Below are 20,424 nucleotides of genomic sequence, written 5' to 3' on the forward strand. Positions count from 1 at the left end.
CTCGCCGCCTCACGAACCGGTGTCGGGATTGAAGGACAGGGCCGTCCGCAGGGTGTGGCCGGTGTGGACGTTGCGGGACGTCACCTGGATCTCCGTACCGCCGAAGCACATGGAGATGTCCACCTTCCGGTCGTCGATCGGCAGCCGCATGGCGCTGCCCAGGTCGACCGTGACCGTGCCGAGGACACGCACGTCCGGGCCGGTGCAGTAGCGAGGGTCCTTCTCGGTGGTCGCCAGCAGGTCGTAACTCATGTCGGACTGGTCCCTGCGGATCGGCACCAGCTCGTTGCTGACGGTCTGGTCGATGTCCACGGAGTCGCCGTTGCGCACGAACACCAGGAACCGGTCCCGGCACCTGAAGATCCCGCGGTCGTCCACGAATCGCAGCCGCGCGGGGTCCACGTCCGGCTCGAAGGGCAGGCTGCAACTGATGCCGTAGGTGAGTTCCACCGTGCGCGAGGAGACGACGCTGGGCTGGTACGTGTAGTGGACCGCCCCGGCCAGCACCGCCCGCGCCGGGTCCGGCGGGATCAGCAGCTCCACCGCGGAGCCGTACCGCTTCTGCAGGAAGGCCGTCAACTGGCTGCGCAGATAAGGTGATTGGGCGAAACCGCCGACCAGGACGATCCGGATGCCCGCCGTGCGGTCGCCCAGCAGGTTGCGCATGTCGACGATCCGCTCGGCGACGAGGTTGGTGAGCGGCCGGACCACTCCGTCGAACAGCTTGTCCGCGTCGGCGGAGTCCACGAGCACGTGGAAGTCCTGGCCGCCCTGCATCCGCGCCAGCCGCTGCAACCCGCCCCGGCTGTGCAGCAGTTGGTAGATCTTCCCCGGGATGGTGATCGACAGGGGCGTGTCCCGGCCGATGTCGTGCTGCCGCTTCGCGCCCTCGAAGGCGTCCAGCATCTCTTGCAGGGCGTCCGGCGCGTGCTGCTCGATGTGGTCGAGGAGTTCGGCCCCGAACCGCGGCTTCACCACCCCGGTCAGAAACCGCTCGTTGATGTACGACGACCCGAGGTCGCCGCCCGCCGTATGCCCCAACTGGGCCAGCCTGCCGCCGGGTTCGGGGCGGTAGGCGGCGATGTCCACGGTGCCGCCGCCGCAGTCCACCACCATGATCGGCAGCTCGGCCGCGCCGGCCGGGGTCCGCGCGAAGGCGTGGATGGCCGCCGCCTCCGGCTCGGTGATCAGCAGCAGCCGGTCCGGTGTCGCCGGGAACCCGGCGCGCTCGGCTGCCTTGCGCATGGCGTTGCGCTGGTACTCCGTCCACATCGCGGGGACGGTGAGGCACCAGCGGATCTCGTCCTCCCGGTACCCGCCGTCCGTGATGTGCTGGACGGCCACCTCCCGCAGCCGCCGCAGATAGGCCGCGATCAGCGGCAGGGCCTTCTGGGGTGTGCCGTTGAGGTGTCCGTTCGCCGGTGTGTCACCGGCGCGCAGCCACATCTTGAAACCCTGGACCAGCCGGAGGTCCCCGGCGCCGGAGCGCATCCCGGCGTTCGACAGCGCGCGCCGCGCGGAGTACCCCCAGTCGATCACCTTGTCCTGGCCGTCCAGGAGCAGCGCGGTGAGGTTCTTCGGGTACACGACCGGCTGGTCCTGCCACTGGTCGAAGTAGTAGATCTTCCGGTCGGCCTCGTCGTTGACCGAGTCGACGGGACACCAGGCGAAACCGGACCCATGCGTTCCGAAGTCGACGGCCGCCACTACCCTGATCGTCAAAATCTCCCCCTGAGCCCGTCGACGCGCCGCCCACGACCCCCGTCGGACGTGGTGGCGCGCATGCGTGTGCACAAGGGAGATGCCGGGTCCGGCCCCAGACGGACCACGGCACGCTTCAGTACTCGCGTGACTACTAACTCCCCCGCTCACGCTGCCTGTTGGGCGTGCGAAGAGCGTTGCACAAGATCGCCTTTTTCGGACAGGGTGATGAGTTCAAATACGCATACGGCCGGTGGCGCTGCGTAGTTGACGTCATCCCTTCGTGACCCGTCCGCCCCGCGCAGGGCGCGATCGTCACAGGCGGTGACTCTTCAGCGTCATGTGCAGCAGCAGCCGGTCCTCGCCGTCGTCCAGATCCAGCCCCGTCAACTGCTCCACCCGGGACAGCCGGTAGTACAGCGTCTGCCGGTGGATCCCCAACTCGGCCGCGGTACGCCCCGCTTGGCCCGCCCGGTCGAGGTACACCTCGGCGGTACGGGCGAGTTCATGGTGCGCGGGGGAGAGCAGCGGCGCCACGACCGGATCGTGCGCGGCCTCCGGCGGCAGCGCGGCCAGCAGCCGGTACGGCCCGATCTCCGCCCACTCGACCACCGCCCCGAACCGCGGCTCCGCCAGCCCCGCCCGACACGCGGCCGTGGCCTCCTGCCAGGCGACACCGAGATCGGTGAGACCGGTGCGGGGGGCGCCGATACCGGCGACGGGGGCGCGTCCGTCGGCCGGTGGCTGCGAGGTGCCGCCGGGTCCCGCCCCCCGCACATCCCCCAGCACCCGCGCCGCCGCACTCGCCGCCGGTGTCCGTACGTCCGTAGTGCGCAGCCGGACCAGCACCGCCAGGCTCTGCTGCCCGGCCGCGCCCCACGGCACCGTGCACAGCGCGGTCGCGTGCGGCACCGTACGCGCGGAGGGGGCGTCGTCCGGGTCGGCGGACGGCCAGGGGGCGACGCAGACCACCGCGTGCGGGCCGTCGCCGCGTGGGCCCAGGGCCGTGCGGAGGGCGGCCACCGCCATGTCCCGCTGCCAGCCGCGCTCGGCGGTGAGGACCTCCCGCAGCTCACGGGTGAGGTCGGCGCCCGCCTGGGCCTCGTCCGCGAGGAGCGCGCCGATCCGGGCCGCCACTTCCATCGCCGCGTCCAGCTGGGCAACGGCGGGGCCGGGATCGTCGTCGTCCAGGAGCCAGACGTAGCCGAGGACGACACCCCGATGGCGTACGGGGAGGCAGATACGGCCGCGGTAGACCCCCGCCTCGGGGGTCGGCGGGATGCGGACCGGGCCGGTGGCGCGCGTGATGCCGAAGCCCTCGAACCAGGTGCGGATCGCCGCCGTGGAGCGCCGGGTCAGGATCGAGCGGGTGCGGACCGGGTCCAGCGCGGACGGGTCCAGGTCGCCCTCACCGTCGTAGGCCCCGAAGGCGATCAGCTCGAAGTCGCGGTTCTCCAGGGTCGCGGGGGCGCCGAGGAGCTCCGAGATCTCGTCCACGAGCTCCTGGTAGTCGCCTCTGGAATCGGATGTCACCCGGGCATTCTCCCGCATTCCCGCGCCGCCTTCATACATCTGTCTGAGATCTGCGGCACGGATGCGTGACAGCTGTCGATGGTCGACGATCGGAGACAACCCTAGGTTTCACGGTGGTTCCCGTATGTCCGACTGCTTGGAGGTACCCCCGTGCTGGGTCCCGTGATTCTCGCCGCCTCGCGCAGCGATCAGATGCGTCGGCTGATCTCGGCGGCGCCTGTGACCAAGCAGGTCGTCGACCGCTTCATCCCCGGCGAGACCGTGGACGAGATCGTGCCGATCGTCCAGGACCTCACCGCCAAGGGCCTTGAGCTGACGATGGACGTCGTCGGCGAGGACATCACCACCCCGGACCAGGCCGCCGCCGCCCGCGACGCCTATCTCCAACTCGTCGACCGGCTCAAGGAGTTGGAGCTGGGAACCCGGGCCGAGATGTCCATCAAGCTGTCCATGTTCGGCCAGGCGCTGGACGGCGGCCACGAGCTGGCCCTCGCCAACGTCAGGCCCGTCGTCGAGGCCGCCGCCGCCATCGGTACGACCGTCACGCTCGACGCCGAGGACCACACCACCCTCGACTCGATGTTCGCGATCCACGAGGAACTGCGGAAGGACTTCCCGCAGACCGGCTGCGTCATCCAGGCCTACCTCTTCCGCACCGAGTCCGACGCCCGCCGCCTCGCCGAGGCCGGCAGCCGCGTCCGGCTCGTGAAGGGCGCGTACAAGGAGCCCGCCGAGGTCGCCTACCAGCAGAAACACGAGATCGACAAGGCGTACGTCCGGATCCTGCGCATCCTGATGGAGGGAACGGGGTACCCGATGATCGGCTCCCACGACCCGCGCCTGATCTCCATCGGCCAGGAACTCGCCCGCCGCGCGGGCCGCAAGCCCGACGAGTACGAGTTCCAGATGCTCTACGGGATCCGCAGCGACGAGCACCTGCGGCTCGCCGCCGAGGGTCACCGGATGCGCGTCTACACGGCCTACGGCACGGACTGGTACGGATACTTCATGCGCCGCTTGGCGGAGAAGCCGGCCAACCTCCTCTTCTTCGCACGGTCGACCCTCACCAAGGGCTGACCGAGGCCGACCGAGGCCGACCAGGGATTGACCCCAACACCCGCTCACGTACAAGGAGTTACGGATCTCATGGACGCTGTGACCCAGGTCCCCACCCCCGTCAACGAGCCGGTGCACGGCTACGCGCCCGGCTCTCCCGAGCGGGCCCGTCTTGAGGTCAAGCTCAAGGAACTGGCCGAGAACCCGATCGACCTGCCGATGACCATCGGCGGCGAGCGGCGACTGGGCGGCGGCGAGCGCGTCGACGTCGTACAGCCGCACAACCACAAGGCCCGCATCGGCACGTACGCCAACGCCACCCAGGACGACGCCCAGGACGCGATCGACGCGGCCCTCGCCGCCGCGCCCGCCTGGCGCGCGATGTCCTTCGACGACCGCGCCGCGATCATCCTGCGCGCGGCCGAACTCCTCTCCGGCCCCTGGCGCGAGACCCTCGCCGCGTCCACCATGCTCGGCCAGTCGAAGACCGCCCAGCAGGCCGAGATCGACTGCCCCTGCGAGCTCGTCGACTTCTGGCGCTTCAACGTCAAGTACGCCCGCGACCTGCTCGCCGAGCAGCCTCCGGCGAACTCCGCGGGCGTCTGGAACCGCCTCGACCACCGCCCGCTCGAAGGCTTCGTCTACGCGATCACGCCGTTCAACTTCACGGCGATCGCGGGCAACCTGCCGACGGCCCCGGCGCTCATGGGCAATGTCGTCGTCTGGAAGCCGTCGCCGACGCAGACCCACTCCGCCGTCCTGCTCATGCAGCTGCTGGAGGAGGCGGGTCTCCCCAAGGGCGTCATCAACCTCGTCACCGGCGACGGCATCGAGGTCTCGAAGGTCGCCCTGGAGCACCGCGACCTGGCCGCCATCCACTTCACCGGGTCGACCAAGACCTTCCAGTACCTGTGGAAGACGGTCGGCAACAACATCGAGAAGTACCGCTCGTACCCGCGTCTGGTCGGCGAGACCGGCGGCAAGGACTTCGTCGTCGCCCACCCGAGCGCGGACCGCGCCGTGTTGAAGACGGCGCTGACCCGGGGCTCCTTCGAGTACCAGGGCCAGAAGTGCTCCGCGAGCTCCCGCGCGTACATCCCGGCGTCGATCTGGAACTCCGGTTTCAAGGAGGAATTCGCCGCCGAGGTCGACCACTTGACGATGGGTGACGTCACCGACCTGTCGAACTTCATCGGCGCGGTCATCGACGAGCGCTCCTTCGCCAAGAACAAGGCGGCGATCGACCGCGCGAAGGCGGACCCCAACTGCACGATCGTCGCGGGCGGTTCGTACGACGACTCGGTCGGCTACTTCGTCCGCCCGACGGTCGTGGAGTGCAGCGACCCGACCAACGAGGTCTTCACGACGGAGTACTTCGGCCCGTTCCTCGCGGTCCACGTCTACGAGGACGAGAACTACGACGAGATGCTGACCCAGATGGAGTCGGTGTCCGACTACGCCCTCACCGGCGCGGTCATCGCCAACGACCGTGCGGCGGCGGCCTACACGATGGAGAAGCTCCGCTACGCGGCCGGCAACTTCTACATCAACGACAAGTCCACCGGCGCGGTAGTCGGCCAGCAGCCCTTCGGCGGCGGCCGCTCCTCCGGCACCAACGACAAGGCCGGCGCCCCGCAGAACCTGATGCGCTGGACCCTGACCCGCGCCATCAAGGAGACCCTGGTGGCGCCGACGGACTACACGTACCCGCACATGGGCTGAGCGTCTGCCGGGAGTCGGGATGTGCGGCATGCTTGCGTCGCGCATCCCGGCTGCCGTCCTGTACCTCTACACGAGGGGGTTCTCCAGATGAGCGCGGAAAACGACGATCCGTCAGTGATCCTCTTCGATCTCGGCAACGTCCTTTTCTGCGACCCCTGGGAGTCGCTGCTACTGACCCCGGGGGCAGGGCTCGCGGACCGGTGGGGACTCGACCCCTCGTTCGTAGAGAGAATCGGCCGGCGGCTCTGGAACTGGTTCAGTGTGCGGGAATCGGAGGAGGCACAGTACTGGCAGGCGCTGTCTCTGGAACTGGACCGAGTCATCCCTCCGGAGCTGATCGCGGAACTGGAGGGGGAGTTGCTGGTGGCGAACCCGGTGGCCCATGAGTTCCTTGCCGCCGCCTCCGAAGGGGGAGCTCGCCCGGTGGGCATCGCCTCGAACAACACCACCTTCTGGTACGCGAAGCAGGCAGAGCGGCTCGGTCTTGGCCGGTGGGTCGATCCCGGACTGGTCTTCCTGTCCTGTCGTCTGGGAGTTACCAAAGGCACTTCGGGACGTGGGCTCCTGGACGTCGTCGCGGAGCGCACCAGTCCGCCGGCGACCCTGCTGGTGGAGGACCGCCCGGCCAATCTGGCCCGTGCTCGATCGCTGGGCTTCCGCGCGGTCCCCTACGCTTTCATGGACTCGGCCGGTGTGTCGTCGGCGGAGTTGCTGGACACAATCACTGGGTGACTGACCCGCCATCACCGTCAACGCCTGCTCCACGCAAGGCCGCTGTTCGTAGGCCGCCGCCCAGTCCTGCGGGTTCACCGGCGCTGACGGCGCTGCTCGCCGAATACAACTCGCTGCGTACGGAGAGCCTGCAGGCCATCAGTAACCGCATCCAGATCATGAACTTCGCGTTCACCTCCCTCGCCGTCGTTCTCGCCGCGATGTTCAGCTCCGACCTGCCCCGGGGCATCCTGATTCCCGCCTGTCTGGTCTTCGTCCCCGGTGCCTCGAAGGCGAGCCTGCTGATTTGGCTGGGCGAGTACCACCGTTCCCAACGGGCGGGCCGGGGCGTCGCGATGGTCGAGCGTCAGATCAACGGGGTCCTGGGGGAAGGGGAGTTGCTCGGCTGGGAGTCCCGGCTCATCGCGTCTGGCACCCACATGGGCTACCCGTACATCGCCACGGTCGTGTTCATACTGAGCACGGGCGTTCTCGGCGAGAGCCTCGGCGGCTACTTCCTGGCCGAACGCCTGGCATCCGGCCCGGGTCTCCTGGGTGACTGCCTCGTCGCCGGAGCCGTGTTCCTGTACGCCGTCCTTTCCGAGGCGCTCTTCCTGCGCTTCTTCCTCCGCCGATGGCGCGCGATCCGTAGCGCGACCCACAGTGCCTAGGGACACCTCCATGACCCGTACGCGGAACGACGACACGGTTACGGCGGACGACGGAGTACGGCTGTGGGCCTCCCGGACCGGCCGTGGCACACCCGGCACCACACCCCTGGTGCTGTGCCACGGCGGGCCCGGGCTGTGGGACATGTTCGAGGACGTGGCCGGGATGCTCGACGACCGGGCCACGGTGGTCCGTTGGGACCAGCGCGGCTGCGGGCGATCCGATCCGTGCGCGGGGCCGTGGACCACCGACCGGTTCGTGGCCGATCTCGACGCCGTACGAAGACACTTCGCGCTGGAGCGGACCGTGCTGCTCGGCCACTCCTGGGGCGCGTCGCTCGCCCTGAACTACGCCCTCGCCCACCCGGATCGGGTCGCCGCGCTGATCTACGTCAGCGGCACCGGCATCGGTCCGGACGCCGACTGGCACGGCGCCTACGAGGCGAACCTCGTCGCACGCCTCGGCGAAGATCCCCAACGGCTCGCCCGTTGGCGGGAGTTGCCCGGCGAGAGCCGTGAACGGGCGGTGCTCCAATGGTCGGCCGACTTCGCTGACCGCGAGCGGGCCGTCGAGCACGCGGAGCGGATGGCCGACCCCTGGTTTCCGATCAACTTCCCCTGCAACAAAGCCCTGAACGCCGAGGCGAGACAGACCACCGGCACCCCCGCCCTGTACGCCGCCTGCCAGGCCCTCGACCTGCCGGTGCTCATCGTCGACGGGGAGCGGGACATCCGGCCCCGGTCGGCCGTCGACTCGCTGGAGCGGGCACTGCCCCGCGTGCGCCGCGTGACCCTGCCGAACGCCGGGCACCTCCCCTGGGTCGAGGACCCGCACGGATTTCGCGATGCGGTGATGACGGTGATGACGGCAGCGCTCTGAGCCCCCGTCTCCGATACTGACCCCGTGACCATCCGTATGCGCACCGTCCACACGGCCGACCTCACCCCGGCCGACCTCCGCGCCGCCCGCGAACTGCTCGACGCGGCCTTCGGCGGCGACCTCACCGACCAGGACTGGGAACACGGCCTCGGCGGCGTCCACGCGCTGCTCGCCGACGACACCGGGCTCCTCCTCGCGCACGGCTCGGTCGTGATGCGCCGGGTGCGGTATCGGGGGCGCTGGCTGCGGGTCGGGTACGTGGAGGGGGTCGGGGTGCGGCCCGACGCCCGGCGGAAGGGGTACGGGGGGCTGGTCATGGCCGAGCTGGAGCGGATCGTCGATCACGCCTACGACGTCGGGTTGCTCGGGGCCAGTGACGACGGGGCCCGGCTCTACACCGTGCGCGGCTGGCGGCTGTGGGGCGGGAAGATCTCCGCCCTCGGGCCGGACGGGATCGTCCATCTGCCCGAGGAGGAGGACAGCACGTACGTCAGACCCGCGCTCGGCGGGCCGCTCGACCTCGGCGCCGACCTCCTCTTCGACTGGCGTGACGGGGACGTGCTCTGACGATCCGTCACGCTGCCGCCCGTACCAGGATCTTGCCCGTGTTCCCGCCCCGCAGCATCGACAGGAACGCCTCCACGATCAGCTCGAAGCCGTCCACCACCGTCTCGTCCAGGGCCAGCGTCCCGGCGCGCAGCCGCGGTACGGCGAACTCGTACAAGTCCTCCTGCGCGTCCCGGTGGTCGCGCACCAGGAAGCCCTCGATGCGCAGGCTCTTCTCCACGACATCGGCGTGGTTGAAGAGCACGGGCGGCGCGTCCGGGGTGTTGTACTGGCCGACCGTGCCGATGCGCACCACTCGCCCGCGTTCGCGCAACGCGCCCACCGCGGCGGCGAGTTGGTCGCCCCCGACGTTGTCGACGAACAGGTCGATGCCGTCGGGGGCAGCTTCGGCGAGGAGTTCGGCCACGGGGGCGGTGCGGTAGTCGAAGGCCGCGTCGTAACCCACGTGCCCCGTCAGGTACTTGACCTTCTCAGCCGATCCCGCGCTGCCGATCAGCCGGCCCGCCCCCAGCAGCTTCGCGAAGCGTCCTGTCGCCGTGCCGACTCCGCCCGCCGCCGCGGACACGAACACGTCGTCGCCCTCGCGGAGTCGAGCGATCCGGGTGAGGCCGACGTACGCCGTCAGACCGGTGCCGCCGAGCACGCTCAGGTAGGCGGACAGGGGCACCCCGTCGTGGTGGGGGAGCCGGCGGACCTCCTCGGGCCGCAGGACCGAGTGGGTGCGCCAGCCCTCGCGGTGGAAGACGATCTCGCCCTCGGGCAGTGACGGGTCGCGGGAGGCGACGATCCGGCCGAGGGCGCGGCCCTCCAGCGGGGCGTTCAACTCGAAGTCGCCGTCCATCATTTCGCGGTGGTAGGGGTCGACGGACCAGTAGAGGTTCTCGACCAGGGCGGTGCCCGGAGCCGGTTCCGGAACGGGTGACTCCACGAAGCGGAAATGGGCGGGCGTGGGGAAGCCGGTCGGGCGGGACGTCTGGTGCACGGTGAGCGCGATGTCGGACTTGGTCATGGGACGGGACCGTAGGCAGGAATGCGGGGGTCGGGGAGAGGGTTGCGCTCATGGAACGAGTCGGTCCATGAATCATCCTCATAGCAGCAGGTGGGAGACCCCGAGTGCAGTCTGTCGATCTTGCGCCGCAGGAGCTCAGGACCCTGGTCGCGGTGGCCGACGAGGGTGGTTTCTCGGCCGCCGGTGCCCGGCTCGGGAGCACCCAGTCCGCCGTCTCGCACGCGGTGCGCGGCATCGAACGGAAGCTGGGCGTCGTGCTGTTCGAGCGCGGGCGGTACGGTGCCCGGCCCACGCCCGCCGGTGCGCGGGCCGTCGCGCACGCACGCCGTGTGCTGCGGATGCTGGAGGTGATGGTCGCCGAGACGCGGGGCGTCCAGGCGGCCGTGGTCGGTGGGCCGTTGCGCATCGCCGCCTTCCGGAGCGCGGCCCTGCATCTGCTGCCGCCGGTGCTGGAGCGCCTCGCCGTCTCCCACCCCGGGATCGAGCCGACCGTGCGGGTGGTCCGCGAGATCGGGCCCGGCACCGCCGGCGAGGTGGCCGAGGGGCGCGCGGACCTCGGTATCGCGACCGTCGGCACCGGTCAGCCGGTCCCGCCGGGGCTGGTGGGCGACGTACTCCTGGAAGAGCCGTACGCGCTGGTGCACCCGGCCGGTCACCCGGCGCCGCGCTCGCTGCCGCTGGTCGACTGGGCCGAGAACTGCTCCTCGTACACCCGCGCCTGGTGGGCCGCGCAGGACTGGATCCCGGCGGCGACGGTGCGCGCCGAGGACGACGGGGCGGTGCTCTCCATGGTGGGCAGCGGTTTCGGCATGGCCATCATGCCCAGGCTCTCCCTCACCGGGGCGCCGCCCTCGGTCGAGGTCACCGATCTCGGGGTGCGGCGGCCGACGCGGAAGGTCGGCTATGTGACCACTCCCGAACTGGCGGCGACGACGGCCGTCAGGGCCCTCGTCCGCGAACTCCGGGCCGGAAGGAAACCGCAGGTCAGCGCCGTGTGACTCGTTTCACCGTCTCAGATAGTAGGAAGTCCGAGTAATTGTGGAGACAGATGCACGGTCCTGTCCTAGCTTTGTAGGAGCCGAACGTCTCGCTAGACCAAGCGAATGGCGGTCGTGAGCCGGACACCGTGCAGGCAACCCCTGTGGTCCGTCGCTCCCCGTCTCTCTGGGGGCACCTCCCACGCCCATTAGGCAGTGGGGGAGTCTCGTAACCCCCTTCAGTACTCCAGGAATTATCGAAGGAGTCGGTTCCCCATGGCCGAGACGACCGCCCGCCGCCGAGTCCGCCACGTGCCCCGCACGAGCGAGTCGGAGCGCAAGAACGCCGCCGCTGCCCTCCAGCGCGCCCTCGACCGCCGGGACAACGGCGGAGAGACCGGCCACTGAGCCGACGTAACGCCTTGAAGTCTTAGAGCACGCCCACAAGCCGGGAGCCGCGCCCGCACGGGGTGCGGCGCGGTCTCAGTGACCGCGCCGCACCTCGAAGTGGTCGATGCGCTTGCCGTCCCCGTCCAGGGCCGAGACCTTGAGCCGGGGCGTACTGCCGCTCTCCGCCTCCACCGAGAGGAGGGAGAAACCCCGGTAGCGCACCCGCGACCACTCCACCGTCTCCGCCTTGGTGTGCTGCCCCTTCGCCCACTGCACGGTGTCGACCGTCCCGTGCCGCGTGACGTGCCCCTCGTAGCTCTCCTTGACGCCCGCCGGGAAGCCGTACAGATCGCGCCCGCCGCCGCCCGCCGTGACGTAGACGATCCCGTCCTTCGTCGGATCGGTGGACGCGCCGATCGGTACCGCCCTGCCGACCGCGTTGTCCCTGATCGCGTCGGTCCGCTCGTAGACGTGGTTGTGCCCGTTGATCACCAGGTCCACCTGGTGCTTCGCGAACAGCGGCAGCCACTCGGTCCGTACCCCGCCGTCGGATGCGTGCTGCGAGGTCGAGTAGGCGCAGTGGTGGAAGAAGACGACGACGAAATCGACCCCCTTCGCCGCCCGCAGCTCACGCAGCCTGCCGTCCAGCCACTTCGTCTGCTTCCCGTCCGTGTAACCGAGGTTGGCGGTGATCTCGTACGACACGTCGTTCGCGTCCAGCGCCACGATGCCGACGTTGCCGTAGACGAAGGAGTACACGCCCGGCGCGTGCGACGGGTCGAAGCCGTTCTCCGGGAGGGACCAGCGGGCGAGCTGGCCGCCGTAGCCGTCGGGGGAGTACCAGGCCTCCATGTCGTGGTTCCCGGTCGTCACCATCCACGGGACGGACCGGGAGACGGGCTCGTTCTGCTTGAGGAACAGGTCCCAGTACGTCGGGTCGTAGCCGTCGGTCGTCTTGCCCTGGCCGTTGGTGTCGGCATAGCAGATGTCGCCCGCGTGGAGGTGGAAGGCGGGGTCCTCGCGCAGGATCACGTGGTCGTTGGCGGCGGCCGCGTTGCTCACGCCCTGGTCGCCGAAGGCCGTGAACACGAACTTCTCGGGGTTCGCCGGTGCCGTACGGAACGAGCCGATCGTCGGGCGGTGTGCCGGTGCCGTCGGGTCGTAGCCCTCGTGGCCGACGCCGTAGTAGTACGTCGTGCCGGGGCGGAGGTTGGTGAGCGCCGCGTGGACGTAGTACTGCTCGACGGCCGGGCGGACGCCGGTCAGTCCGGGGGTGTGCAGGTCGCGTACCTCGGCGGTGATCCGGCGGCTCAGGTCGTCCGGCCTTGTCCCGACGCGCACGTACGGCTTCCTGACCGCGAACGGCACCTGCCAGGAGATCCGCATCTCCGTCTTCGGGTCGGCGCCGAAGGCGAGATGGCGGCCGAAGGGGGTGACGACGGCGCCGGGCACCTTCGACGTGGCGGGGGCATTCGTCTTTACGGCGGCTGCCTTCTGGTCGCTGGTTCCTGTGCCACCGGCCGCGCACCCCGTCAGCAGCCCGCCCGCCGCCACCGCGCCCGCCGTCACCAGGGTGCGGCGCCTGGTCAGCTTCGTGCGCAGGTACTCGTACTGCTCGGCCATGCTCATCCGGGCCGCGAGGTGTTCCGGGATGCCGCAGTCGGGTGTCTCCATGTCGATGAAGCTCCCCCAGAAGTCCAACGGCCTCCCGGCAATGGGGTGAACACCGGTCGAACGGCCGACATCGGCGCCCGAGAACCATCCGTACCCGTCCGCACCCGTCCGCATCATGGACACCCGGTGTCATCCCATGGGACGCGGAGTACGGTGTCGGGCATGTCTCGCAGCATCGATCTCGCAGTGATCCCGGGTGACGGCATCGGTCAGGAAGTCGTGGCCGAAGGTCTCAAAGTCCTCTCCGCCGTCCTTCCGCAGGATGTGAAGCTGGAGACCAAGGAGTTCGACTTCGGCGCCCGGCGCTACCACGCCACCGGTGAGACCCTCACCGACGCCGACCTGGCCGCGCTGAAGCCGCACGACGCGATCCTGCTGGGCGCGATCGGTGACCCGAGTGTTCCGTCCGGGGTGCTGGAGCGCGGCTTCCTGCTGAAGCTCCGGTTCGCCTTCGACCACCACGTGAACCTGCGGCCGAGCAAGCTGCTTCCGGGTGTGGCGACCCCCCTCGCCGGTGAGCCGGAGATCGACTTCGTCGTGGTCCGTGAGGGCACCGAGGGCCCGTACACCGGCAACGGCGGCACGATCCGCAAGGGCACCGAGCACGAGGTCGCCACCGAGGTCTCCGTCAACACGGCCTTCGGTGTCGAGCGCGTCGTCCGTGACGCCTTCGCCCGCGCCCAGGCCCGCCCGCGCAAGAAGCTCACGCTGGTCCACAAGAACAACGTGCTGACCTTCGCGGGCCACCTGTGGACGAACGTCTTCAACAAGGTCGCGGCCGAGTTCCCCGAGGTCACCACCGACTACATCCACGTGGACGCGGCGACGATCTACCTCGTCACCGACCCGGCCCGCTTCGACGTGATCGTCACCGACAACCTCTTCGGCGACATCATCACCGACCTCGCCGCGGCCGTCTCCGGCGGCATCGGCGTCGCCGCGAGCGGGAACATCAACCCGTCCGGCGAGTTCCCCTCGATGTTCGAGCCCGTGCACGGCTCGGCCCCGGACATCGCGGGCCAGGGCAAGGCCGACCCCACCGCCACGGTCCTGTCCGTCGCCCTCCTGCTGCGCCACCTCGGCTACGAGCCCGAGGCCGTCCGCATCGAGGAAGCCGTCTCCGCCGACCTCGCGGACCGCACCGGCAAGCCCGCCCGCAGCACCACCGAGATCGGCGACGCGCTCGCCGTACGAGTAGCCGGCTGACCCCGCCGCCACTCGAAAAACTCTCGCAGTATTTCGAAGCCGCCGGGTCGCATATGCACCCGGCGGCTTTTCTTACGTCCCCGCCGGGTGCCACCATCATCCCTGGGTCGCATTCACGCCGTTTTCGTCCACGGTCCTCCCCGCGCGATAATCGAACGCGGAGCCGCGGAATGAGGGAATGCTCGGACGTCCTAACACTGGCCACTGGCAGTCGAGGGGCGTGAGCGCGGCCCGTCACACACAACCGGTGAAGGACAACCACTCATGACGACGCCCACGATCGAGCTCAAGCCCTCGGCCTCGCCACTTTCCGCCGCCGAGCGCGACGCGATTCTGGCGAACCCCGGGTTCGGCCGCCACTTCACCGATCACATGGTGACGATCAAGTGGACCGAGGGCCGCGGCTGGCACGACGGCCAGCTCGTGCCGTACGGCCCGCTCTCCCTCGACCCCGCGAACATGACGCTGCACTACGCGCAGGAGATCTTCGAGGGCCTCAAGGCCTACCGGCAGGCCGACGGCTCCGTCGCCACCTTCCGCCCCGAGAAGAACGCCCGCCGCTTCCAGACCTCCGCCCGCCGCCTCGGCATGCCCGAGCTGCCGGTCGAGACGTTCATCGAGGCCTGTGACGTGCTGGTCCAGCAGGACCGCGACTGGGTCCCGGCGCACGGCGGCGAGGAGTCCCTGTACCTGCGCCCGTTCATGATCGCGACCGAGGTCGGCCTGGGCGTGAAGCCCGCCAACGAGTACCTCTTCCTCGTCATCGCCTCCCCGGCCGGCGCCTACTTCCCCGGCGGCGTGAAGCCCGTCTCCATCTGGGTCTCCGAGGACCACGTCCGCGCCGTCCCCGGCGGCATGGGCGACGCCAAGACCGGCGGCAACTACGCCGCGTCCCTCCTCGCCCAGGCCGAGGCCGCCGAGCAGGGCTGCGCCCAGGTCTGCTACCTCGACGCGGTCGAGCGCAAGTGGGTCGAGGAACTCGGCGGCATGAACCTGTACTTCGTGTACGGCAACAAGATCGTCACCCCCACTCTCACCGGCTCGATCCTGGAGGGCGTCACCCGCGACTCCCTCCTCACCCTCGCCCGCGACCTCGGCTACGAGCCGGAGGAGGGCCGGATCTCCATCGACCAGTGGCAGCGCGACTCGGAGAACGGCACGCTGACGGAGGTCTTCGCCTGCGGTACGGCCGCGGTCATCACCCCGGTCGGCACGGTCAAGCGCACCGGCGCCGAGTGGCACCAGTCCGACGGCGAGCCCGGCGAGGTCACCCTGAACCTCCGCGCGGCCCTCCTCGACATCCAGCGCGGCGACGCCGTGGACAAGCACGGCTGGATGCACCAGCTCGGCTAGACACGACTGCTCACCTCGGCGGCCGTCGCGGACCCGGTGTTCGCGGCGGCCTTCGTCGTCAACAGGACGAACGTCAGCCCGCCCACCACCCCCGACAGCAGGAAACTGCAGTCCACCCCGCCGGTGAGCGACAACAACGGCCCCTCGTACGACGGCAACGACACCGCCAGCAGACCGACCCCCGCGCCCACCGCCCAGGAGATCACCGCCGGGACGTTCCAGCCCGCGCGGTACCAGTAGATCCCGCCCCGGGAACGGCGGTTGAACACTTGCAAGGCATCCGCGTCGTACATCCCGCCGCACCGCACGAAGCCGATCAGCGTGATGACCGCCCACGGCGTCCCGATCGCCGTCAGGAGCAGCACGAAGGACGTCATCGCCGACTGCGCGTTCCAGGCGTAGTGCCCGACGAAGACGCACACCGTGGCGACGATCGCGACCGTGCAGGTCGCCCGCGCCCGGGACGCGCGCGGCAGGATCGCGTCCAGGTCCAGGCCCATGGAGTAGAGCATCAGCCCGGCGTTGCCCACCGACCCCGCCGAGGCGGCGAGCAGCAGCGGGACCAGGTACCAGGTGGGCGACGCCGACACCAGCGGGCCCGCGTAGTCGAGAGCCGCCCGCGCTCCGAACGCCGTGAACGTGCCGAAGAGTTGGGGGACGAGGAGACCGGCGATCAGCCCGAGCCAGGTCGCGTGCAGGACCCGGCGTGAGGAGTGGCGGGCCGGTGAGATGTAGCGCGTGTAGTCGCCGAGGAGGGTGATGAACGCGATCGGCCCGGACAGTCCCGCCGCCACCGTCGCCAGACACCACGTCGGCCAGAACCCGCCCAGCAGATACCCGCCCGCCTCCGGCAGCGCGCCGGTCGTGAAGTGCGGGGCGTACGCGACCACGCCCAGGATCAGCAGTGCCGTCATGCCGACCGACAGCACCCGGGACATCGCGAGCAGCACCCGGTAGCCGTAGACCGCGCCCGCGACGGTCGCCCCGGCGAGCAGCGCGTACACGACGGCGTACGACGCCCCGCCCGCCGGCAGCCCGAACAGCCGCCCCAGCACACCCACCATCACATCGCCGCCGATCCACACCGTCAGCGCGGTGTAGCCGAGGGCGAGCAGCAGCCCCACGACCGAGCCGACCAGTCGGCCCCGCACCCCGAACTGGGCGCCGGACGACGTCGACAGGTTGGTCGCGGTGCGCAGCGAGACCAGCGCCAGCGGTGCCGTGAACACCGTCCCGACCACTGTGCCCGCGACGATCGACGACACGGAGGCCCACCAGCCGAGGCCGAACGACGGTGGCAGCCAGCCGAAGATGATCACGCCGAGACAGAGGTTGGAACCGAGCAGGATCGACACCAGATCACGCGGACCGCTGGTGCGTTCCTTGTCCGGGATGGTGTCGACTCCGCGCTGTTCGATCGGCATGGTGGGCCACCTTTTTCTTAGAGTGACGTTCAATGTGAACCGAAGGGTGGTCGCGCGTCAACCATTCCGGATAGGGGTTTCACGGTTTAGAGTGATGCTCTAAAGGAGGGATACGGGATGCGACTGACCCCCACGGAACGCGACCGGCTGCTGCTGTTCTCGGCCGCCGAACTGGCCCGCGCCCGCAAGGCGCGCGGCCTGCGGCTCAACGTGCCGGAGGCCACCGCGCTCATCGCGGACACGGTGTGCGAGGCGGCCCGGGACGGGAGGCGGCTGGCTGAGGCCATCGAGCGCGCCCGTTCCGTCCTCGGTCCCGACGACGTCCTGCCGGGTGTCGCCGACATCGTCACCGAGGTGCACGTCGAGGCGGTCTTCGACGACGGTTCGCGGCTCGCGGTGGTCTCGGACCCGATCGGCGGGGGACTGGCGGCCGATGCCCCGGGCGCGCTCCTCCCCGGCCCCGCGCACGCCGAACCCGAGGCCGTCGTCCGCGTCACGGTCACCAACACCGCGACCGTCCCCGTCTCGGTGACCTCCCACTTCCACTTCTTCGAGGCCAACCCGCGCCTCGACTTCCCCCGCGCCGAGGCCTACGGCATGCGGCTCGCCGTACCCGCCGGATCATCCGTCCGCTTCGGCCCGGGCGAGAGCGCCGAGGTCGGCCTGCTGCCGATCGGCGGCGAGCGGATCGCGATCGGTTTCGCGGGCCTCGTCGACGGCCCGCTGGACGCGCCGGGCGCGAAGGCGGAGGCGCTGCGCCGGGCAACTGCCTGCGGTTACCTGGGAGTTGAGCTGTGAACCCGTACGAGTACGCCGCCACCCACGGCCCCCGCGCCGGCGACCGCGTCCGCCTCGGCGACTCCGGCCTGACCATCCGCGTCGAGTCCGACGCGCAGCGCTACGGCGACGAGTTCCTCGCCGGGTTCGGCAAGACGGCCCGTGACGGACTGCACCTCAAGGCCGCCGCCGTGCGCGAGACGTGTGACGTCGTGATCAGCAATGTCGTCGTGATCGACGCCGTACAGGGCATCCGGAAAGTGTCCATCGGGATCAGGGAAGGGCGGATCTGCTCCATCGGACGGGCCGGTAACCCCGACACCCTGGACGGGGTGGACGTGGTCGTCGGCACCGGTACCTCGATCGTGTCCGGCGAGGGGCTGATCGCCACCGCGGGCGCGGTCGACACCCACGTGCACCTGCTCTCGCCGCGCATCATGGAGGCGTCGCTCGCCTCCGGGGTGACCACGATCATCGGGCAGGAGTTCGGCCCGGTCTGGGGCGTCGGCGTCAACTCGCCCTGGGCGCTGCGCCACGCGTTCAACGCCTTCGACGCCTGGCCGGTCAACATCGGCTTCCTGGGCCGGGGTTCGTCGTCCTCGGACGCCCCGTTGGTCGAGGCACTGGCGGAGGGCGGCGCGTCCGGATTCAAGGTGCACGAGGACATGGGCGCCCACACCCGCGCGCTGGACACCGCGTTGCGGGTCGCCGAGGAGTACGACGTCCAAGTCGCCCTGCACAGCGACGGGTTGAACGAGTGCCTGTCGGTGGAGGACACCCTGCGGGTGCTGGAGGGTCGGACGATCCACGCCTTCCATATCGAGGGCTGCGGCGGCGGACATGTGCCGAACGTCCTGAAAATGGCGGGAGTTGCCAACGTCATCGGCTCCTCCACCAACCCCACCCTCCCCTTCGGCCGGGACGCGGTAGCCGAGCACTACGGCATGATCGTCTCCGTCCACGACCTGAAGACCGACCTGCCCGGCGACGCCGCCATGGCCCGCGACCGCATCCGCGCCGGGACGATGGGCGCCGAGGACGTGCTGCACGACCTGGGCGCGATCGGCATCACCTCGTCGGACGCGCAGGGCATGGGCCGGGCCGGTGAGACCGTGCGCCGTACGTTCGCGATGGCCGGGAAGATGAAGGCCGAACTGGGCGCCCCGGACGTCGGCCACGACAACGACCGCGTCCTGCGCTACATCGCCAAGCTGACCATCAACCCCGCGATCGCCCACGGACTTTCGCACGAGGTCGGCTCCATCGAGGTCGGCAAGCTCGCGGACATCGTGCTGTGGCGCCCCGAGTACTTCGGCGCGAAACCGCAGCTGGTGCTGAAGTCCGGCTTCCCGGCCTACGGCGTGGTCGGCGACCCCAACGCGGCGACCGACACCTGCGAACCCCTGGTCCTGGGCCCGCAGTTCGGCGCGCACGGCTCGACGCCCGCCGACATCTCCGTGGCCTTCGTGGCCCAGGCCGCCCTGGACCAGGGCAACGACGCGATGCCGACTCGGCGCCGACGCGTGGCAGTTCGCGGCACGCGGGGCATCGGGCCCGCCGACCTGCGGCTCAACTCCCGTACGGGAGCGGTCGATGTGGACCAGCGGACCGGGCTGGTCACCCTCGACGGCGAACCGATCCGCTCCGAACCGGCTGAGTCCGTCGCCCTCAACCGCCTCTACTTTCTGTGACACTTTCGCGAAAAGTGTCACACTTTTTGAAAGGTACCTCCCCATGCCCGCTGCCTCCGACGGCTTCCGGATGCCCGCCGAATGGACCCCGCACGAGCGCACCTGGATGGCCTGGCCCGGGCCCAACCCGACCTTCACCAACGCCGAGGAACTGGCCGAGGCCCGCGCCGCCTGGGCCTCCGTCGCCCGTGCCGTGCGCCGCTTCGAACCGGTGACGATGGTGCACGGGCCGGGGCAGGGCGAGTCGGCGCGCGAGCTGCTCGGACCGGACGTCGAGCTGGTCGAGCGGGAGCTGGACGACGCGTGGATGCGGGACATCGGCCCGACCTTCGTCACCGACGACAACGGCCAACTGGCCGCCGTGGACTGGACGTTCAACGGCTGGGGCGCGCAGAGCTGGGCCCGCTGGGAGCACGACTCCAAGATCGCCCGCCATGTCGCCGACCTGGCCGGGGCACCGGCGCTGAGCAGCAGCCTCGTCAACGAGGGCGGCGCGATCCACGTCGACGGCGAGGGCACGGTGCTGCTCACCGAGACGGTCCAGCTCGGCGCCGGCCGCAACCCCGGCTGGACGCGCGAGCAGGTCGAGACGGAGATCCACGCCAAGCTCGGCACCACAAAGGCCATCTGGCTCCCGCACGGCCTCACCGGCGACTACGGCGTCTACGGCACGCAGGGCCACGTCGACATCGTCGCGGCCTTCGCCGGGCCCGGCACCGTACTGGTCCACAGCCAGCGCGACCCGGCCCACCCGGATCACGCCCGCTCGCAGGAGTACCTCGCCCTGCTCCGCGCCGAGACCGACGCGAAGGGTCGCCCCCTGGAGGTCGTGGAGGTCCCGGCCCCGACCGTCCTCAAGGACGAGGACGGCGACTGGGTCGACTACTCCTACATCAACCACTACCTCTGCAACGGCGGGGTCGTGCTCTGCGCCTTCGACGACCCGGGCGACGAGATCGCGGCCGGTATCTTCCGCCGCCTCTTCCCCGAGCGGACGGTGACACTGGTGGACGCCCGTACGATCTTCGCGGGCGGTGGAGGCATCCACTGCATCACCCAGCAACAGCCGAAGATCTAGGGACCCA

General features: G+C 70.1%; 18 protein-coding genes. 13 read left to right on the plus strand and 5 right to left on the minus strand.

The features are described 5' to 3' along the window. Window positions 1–9: 9 nt before the first annotated feature. Together OG588_RS35320 and OG588_RS35325 are read right to left on the minus strand one after the other, a co-directional pair. Window positions 10–1,722, minus strand: coding sequence for an Hsp70 family protein (locus tag OG588_RS35320; RefSeq protein ID WP_405950782.1), 1,713 nt, complete (start codon window positions 1,720–1,722; stop codon window positions 10–12). A 294-nt stretch (window positions 1,723–2,016) separates the two neighbouring features. Then, complete coding sequence (locus OG588_RS35325) at window positions 2,017–3,252, minus strand: PucR family transcriptional regulator (protein ID WP_405950783.1); 1,236 nt, start codon at window positions 3,250–3,252, stop codon at window positions 2,017–2,019. 132 nt (window positions 3,253–3,384) lie between these two features. On the opposite strand from OG588_RS35325, the gene OG588_RS35330 reads away from it, so the two are divergent. The 6 genes from OG588_RS35330 to OG588_RS35355 all read left to right on the plus strand — a co-directional run bounded on the left by OG588_RS35330 (window position 3,385) and on the right by OG588_RS35355 (window position 8,838). Then, window positions 3,385–4,311: a proline dehydrogenase family protein gene (locus tag OG588_RS35330; protein ID WP_405950784.1), complete on the plus strand. Its 927-nt coding sequence runs from the start codon at window positions 3,385–3,387 to the stop codon at window positions 4,309–4,311. Window positions 4,312–4,380: 69 nt separating this feature from the next. After that, window positions 4,381–6,012, plus strand: coding sequence for an L-glutamate gamma-semialdehyde dehydrogenase (pruA, locus tag OG588_RS35335; protein ID WP_266862650.1), 1,632 nt, complete (start codon window positions 4,381–4,383; stop codon window positions 6,010–6,012). Between the two features lie 87 nt (window positions 6,013–6,099). Then, entirely contained in the window at window positions 6,100–6,744 is a 645-nt protein-coding gene (locus OG588_RS35340) for an HAD family hydrolase (protein WP_405950785.1), read from the plus strand. Further along, window positions 6,741–7,394 carry a hypothetical protein gene (locus OG588_RS35345; RefSeq protein ID WP_405950786.1) on the plus strand — a complete coding sequence of 218 codons (654 nt, stop codon included), beginning with the start codon at window positions 6,741–6,743 and terminating at the stop codon, window positions 7,392–7,394. The genes OG588_RS35340 and OG588_RS35345 overlap by 4 nt, the downstream gene beginning before the upstream one ends. A gap of 10 nt (window positions 7,395–7,404) precedes the next feature. Next, window positions 7,405–8,271, plus strand: a complete 867-nt coding sequence (locus OG588_RS35350; protein ID WP_405950787.1) for an alpha/beta fold hydrolase — start codon at window positions 7,405–7,407, stop codon at window positions 8,269–8,271. 24 nt (window positions 8,272–8,295) lie between these two features. Beyond that, complete coding sequence (locus OG588_RS35355) at window positions 8,296–8,838, plus strand: GNAT family N-acetyltransferase (protein ID WP_405950788.1); 543 nt, start codon at window positions 8,296–8,298, stop codon at window positions 8,836–8,838. 7 nt (window positions 8,839–8,845) lie between these two features. Here the strand turns inward: OG588_RS35355 and OG588_RS35360 are convergent, their stop codons facing one another. Then, the gene (locus OG588_RS35360; protein WP_405950789.1) at window positions 8,846–9,847 is read right to left on the minus strand and encodes an NADP-dependent oxidoreductase; all 1,002 of its coding nucleotides are present in this window, start codon (window positions 9,845–9,847) and stop codon (window positions 8,846–8,848) included. A 104-nt stretch (window positions 9,848–9,951) separates the two neighbouring features. On the opposite strand from OG588_RS35360, the gene OG588_RS35365 reads away from it, so the two are divergent. Both OG588_RS35365 and OG588_RS35370 read left to right on the plus strand, forming a co-directional pair. Continuing rightward, window positions 9,952–10,845 (plus strand): LysR family transcriptional regulator, encoded by an 894-nt coding sequence (locus OG588_RS35365; protein ID WP_405950790.1) that lies wholly within the window; start codon window positions 9,952–9,954, stop codon window positions 10,843–10,845. Between the two features lie 255 nt (window positions 10,846–11,100). Continuing rightward, window positions 11,101–11,232 (plus strand): hypothetical protein, encoded by a 132-nt coding sequence (locus OG588_RS35370; protein WP_266862654.1) that lies wholly within the window; start codon window positions 11,101–11,103, stop codon window positions 11,230–11,232. A 75-nt stretch (window positions 11,233–11,307) separates the two neighbouring features. Here the strand turns inward: OG588_RS35370 and OG588_RS35375 are convergent, their stop codons facing one another. Continuing rightward, window positions 11,308–12,888 (minus strand): purple acid phosphatase family protein, encoded by a 1,581-nt coding sequence (locus OG588_RS35375; protein WP_405950791.1) that lies wholly within the window; start codon window positions 12,886–12,888, stop codon window positions 11,308–11,310. A 162-nt stretch (window positions 12,889–13,050) separates the two neighbouring features. Here OG588_RS35375 and OG588_RS35380 point away from each other — a divergent pair, with 162 nt between their 5' ends. Continuing rightward, window positions 13,051–14,094 (plus strand): 3-isopropylmalate dehydrogenase, encoded by a 1,044-nt coding sequence (locus tag OG588_RS35380; protein ID WP_405950792.1) that lies wholly within the window; start codon window positions 13,051–13,053, stop codon window positions 14,092–14,094. Between the two features lie 264 nt (window positions 14,095–14,358). Beyond that, entirely contained in the window at window positions 14,359–15,447 is a 1,089-nt protein-coding gene (locus OG588_RS35385) for a branched-chain amino acid aminotransferase (RefSeq protein WP_405950793.1), read from the plus strand. Here the strand turns inward: OG588_RS35385 and OG588_RS35390 are convergent. Continuing rightward, complete coding sequence (locus tag OG588_RS35390; protein ID WP_405950794.1) at window positions 15,444–16,871, minus strand: cytosine permease; 1,428 nt, start codon at window positions 16,869–16,871, stop codon at window positions 15,444–15,446. The genes OG588_RS35385 and OG588_RS35390 overlap by 4 nt on opposite strands. Window positions 16,872–16,988: 117 nt before the next feature. Here OG588_RS35390 and ureA point away from each other — a divergent pair, with 117 nt between their 5' ends. From ureA to OG588_RS35405, 3 genes are read left to right on the plus strand one after another with little or no spacing between them, the layout of a single operon-like run. After that, window positions 16,989–17,669, plus strand: coding sequence for an urease subunit gamma (gene ureA / locus OG588_RS35395; protein WP_360080029.1), 681 nt, complete (start codon window positions 16,989–16,991; stop codon window positions 17,667–17,669). Then, window positions 17,666–19,339 (plus strand): urease subunit alpha, encoded by a 1,674-nt coding sequence (locus OG588_RS35400; RefSeq protein WP_405950795.1) that lies wholly within the window; start codon window positions 17,666–17,668, stop codon window positions 19,337–19,339. The genes ureA and OG588_RS35400 overlap by 4 nt, the downstream gene beginning before the upstream one ends. Before the next feature lie 43 nt (window positions 19,340–19,382). Then, window positions 19,383–20,417, plus strand: coding sequence for an agmatine/peptidylarginine deiminase (locus tag OG588_RS35405; protein ID WP_405950796.1), 1,035 nt, complete (start codon window positions 19,383–19,385; stop codon window positions 20,415–20,417). Window positions 20,418–20,424 lie beyond the last annotated feature (7 nt).

It is taken from the genome of Streptomyces prunicolor (assembly GCF_045162825.1).
Classification (GTDB): Bacteria; Actinomycetota; Actinomycetes; order Streptomycetales; family Streptomycetaceae; genus Streptomyces; species Streptomyces prunicolor.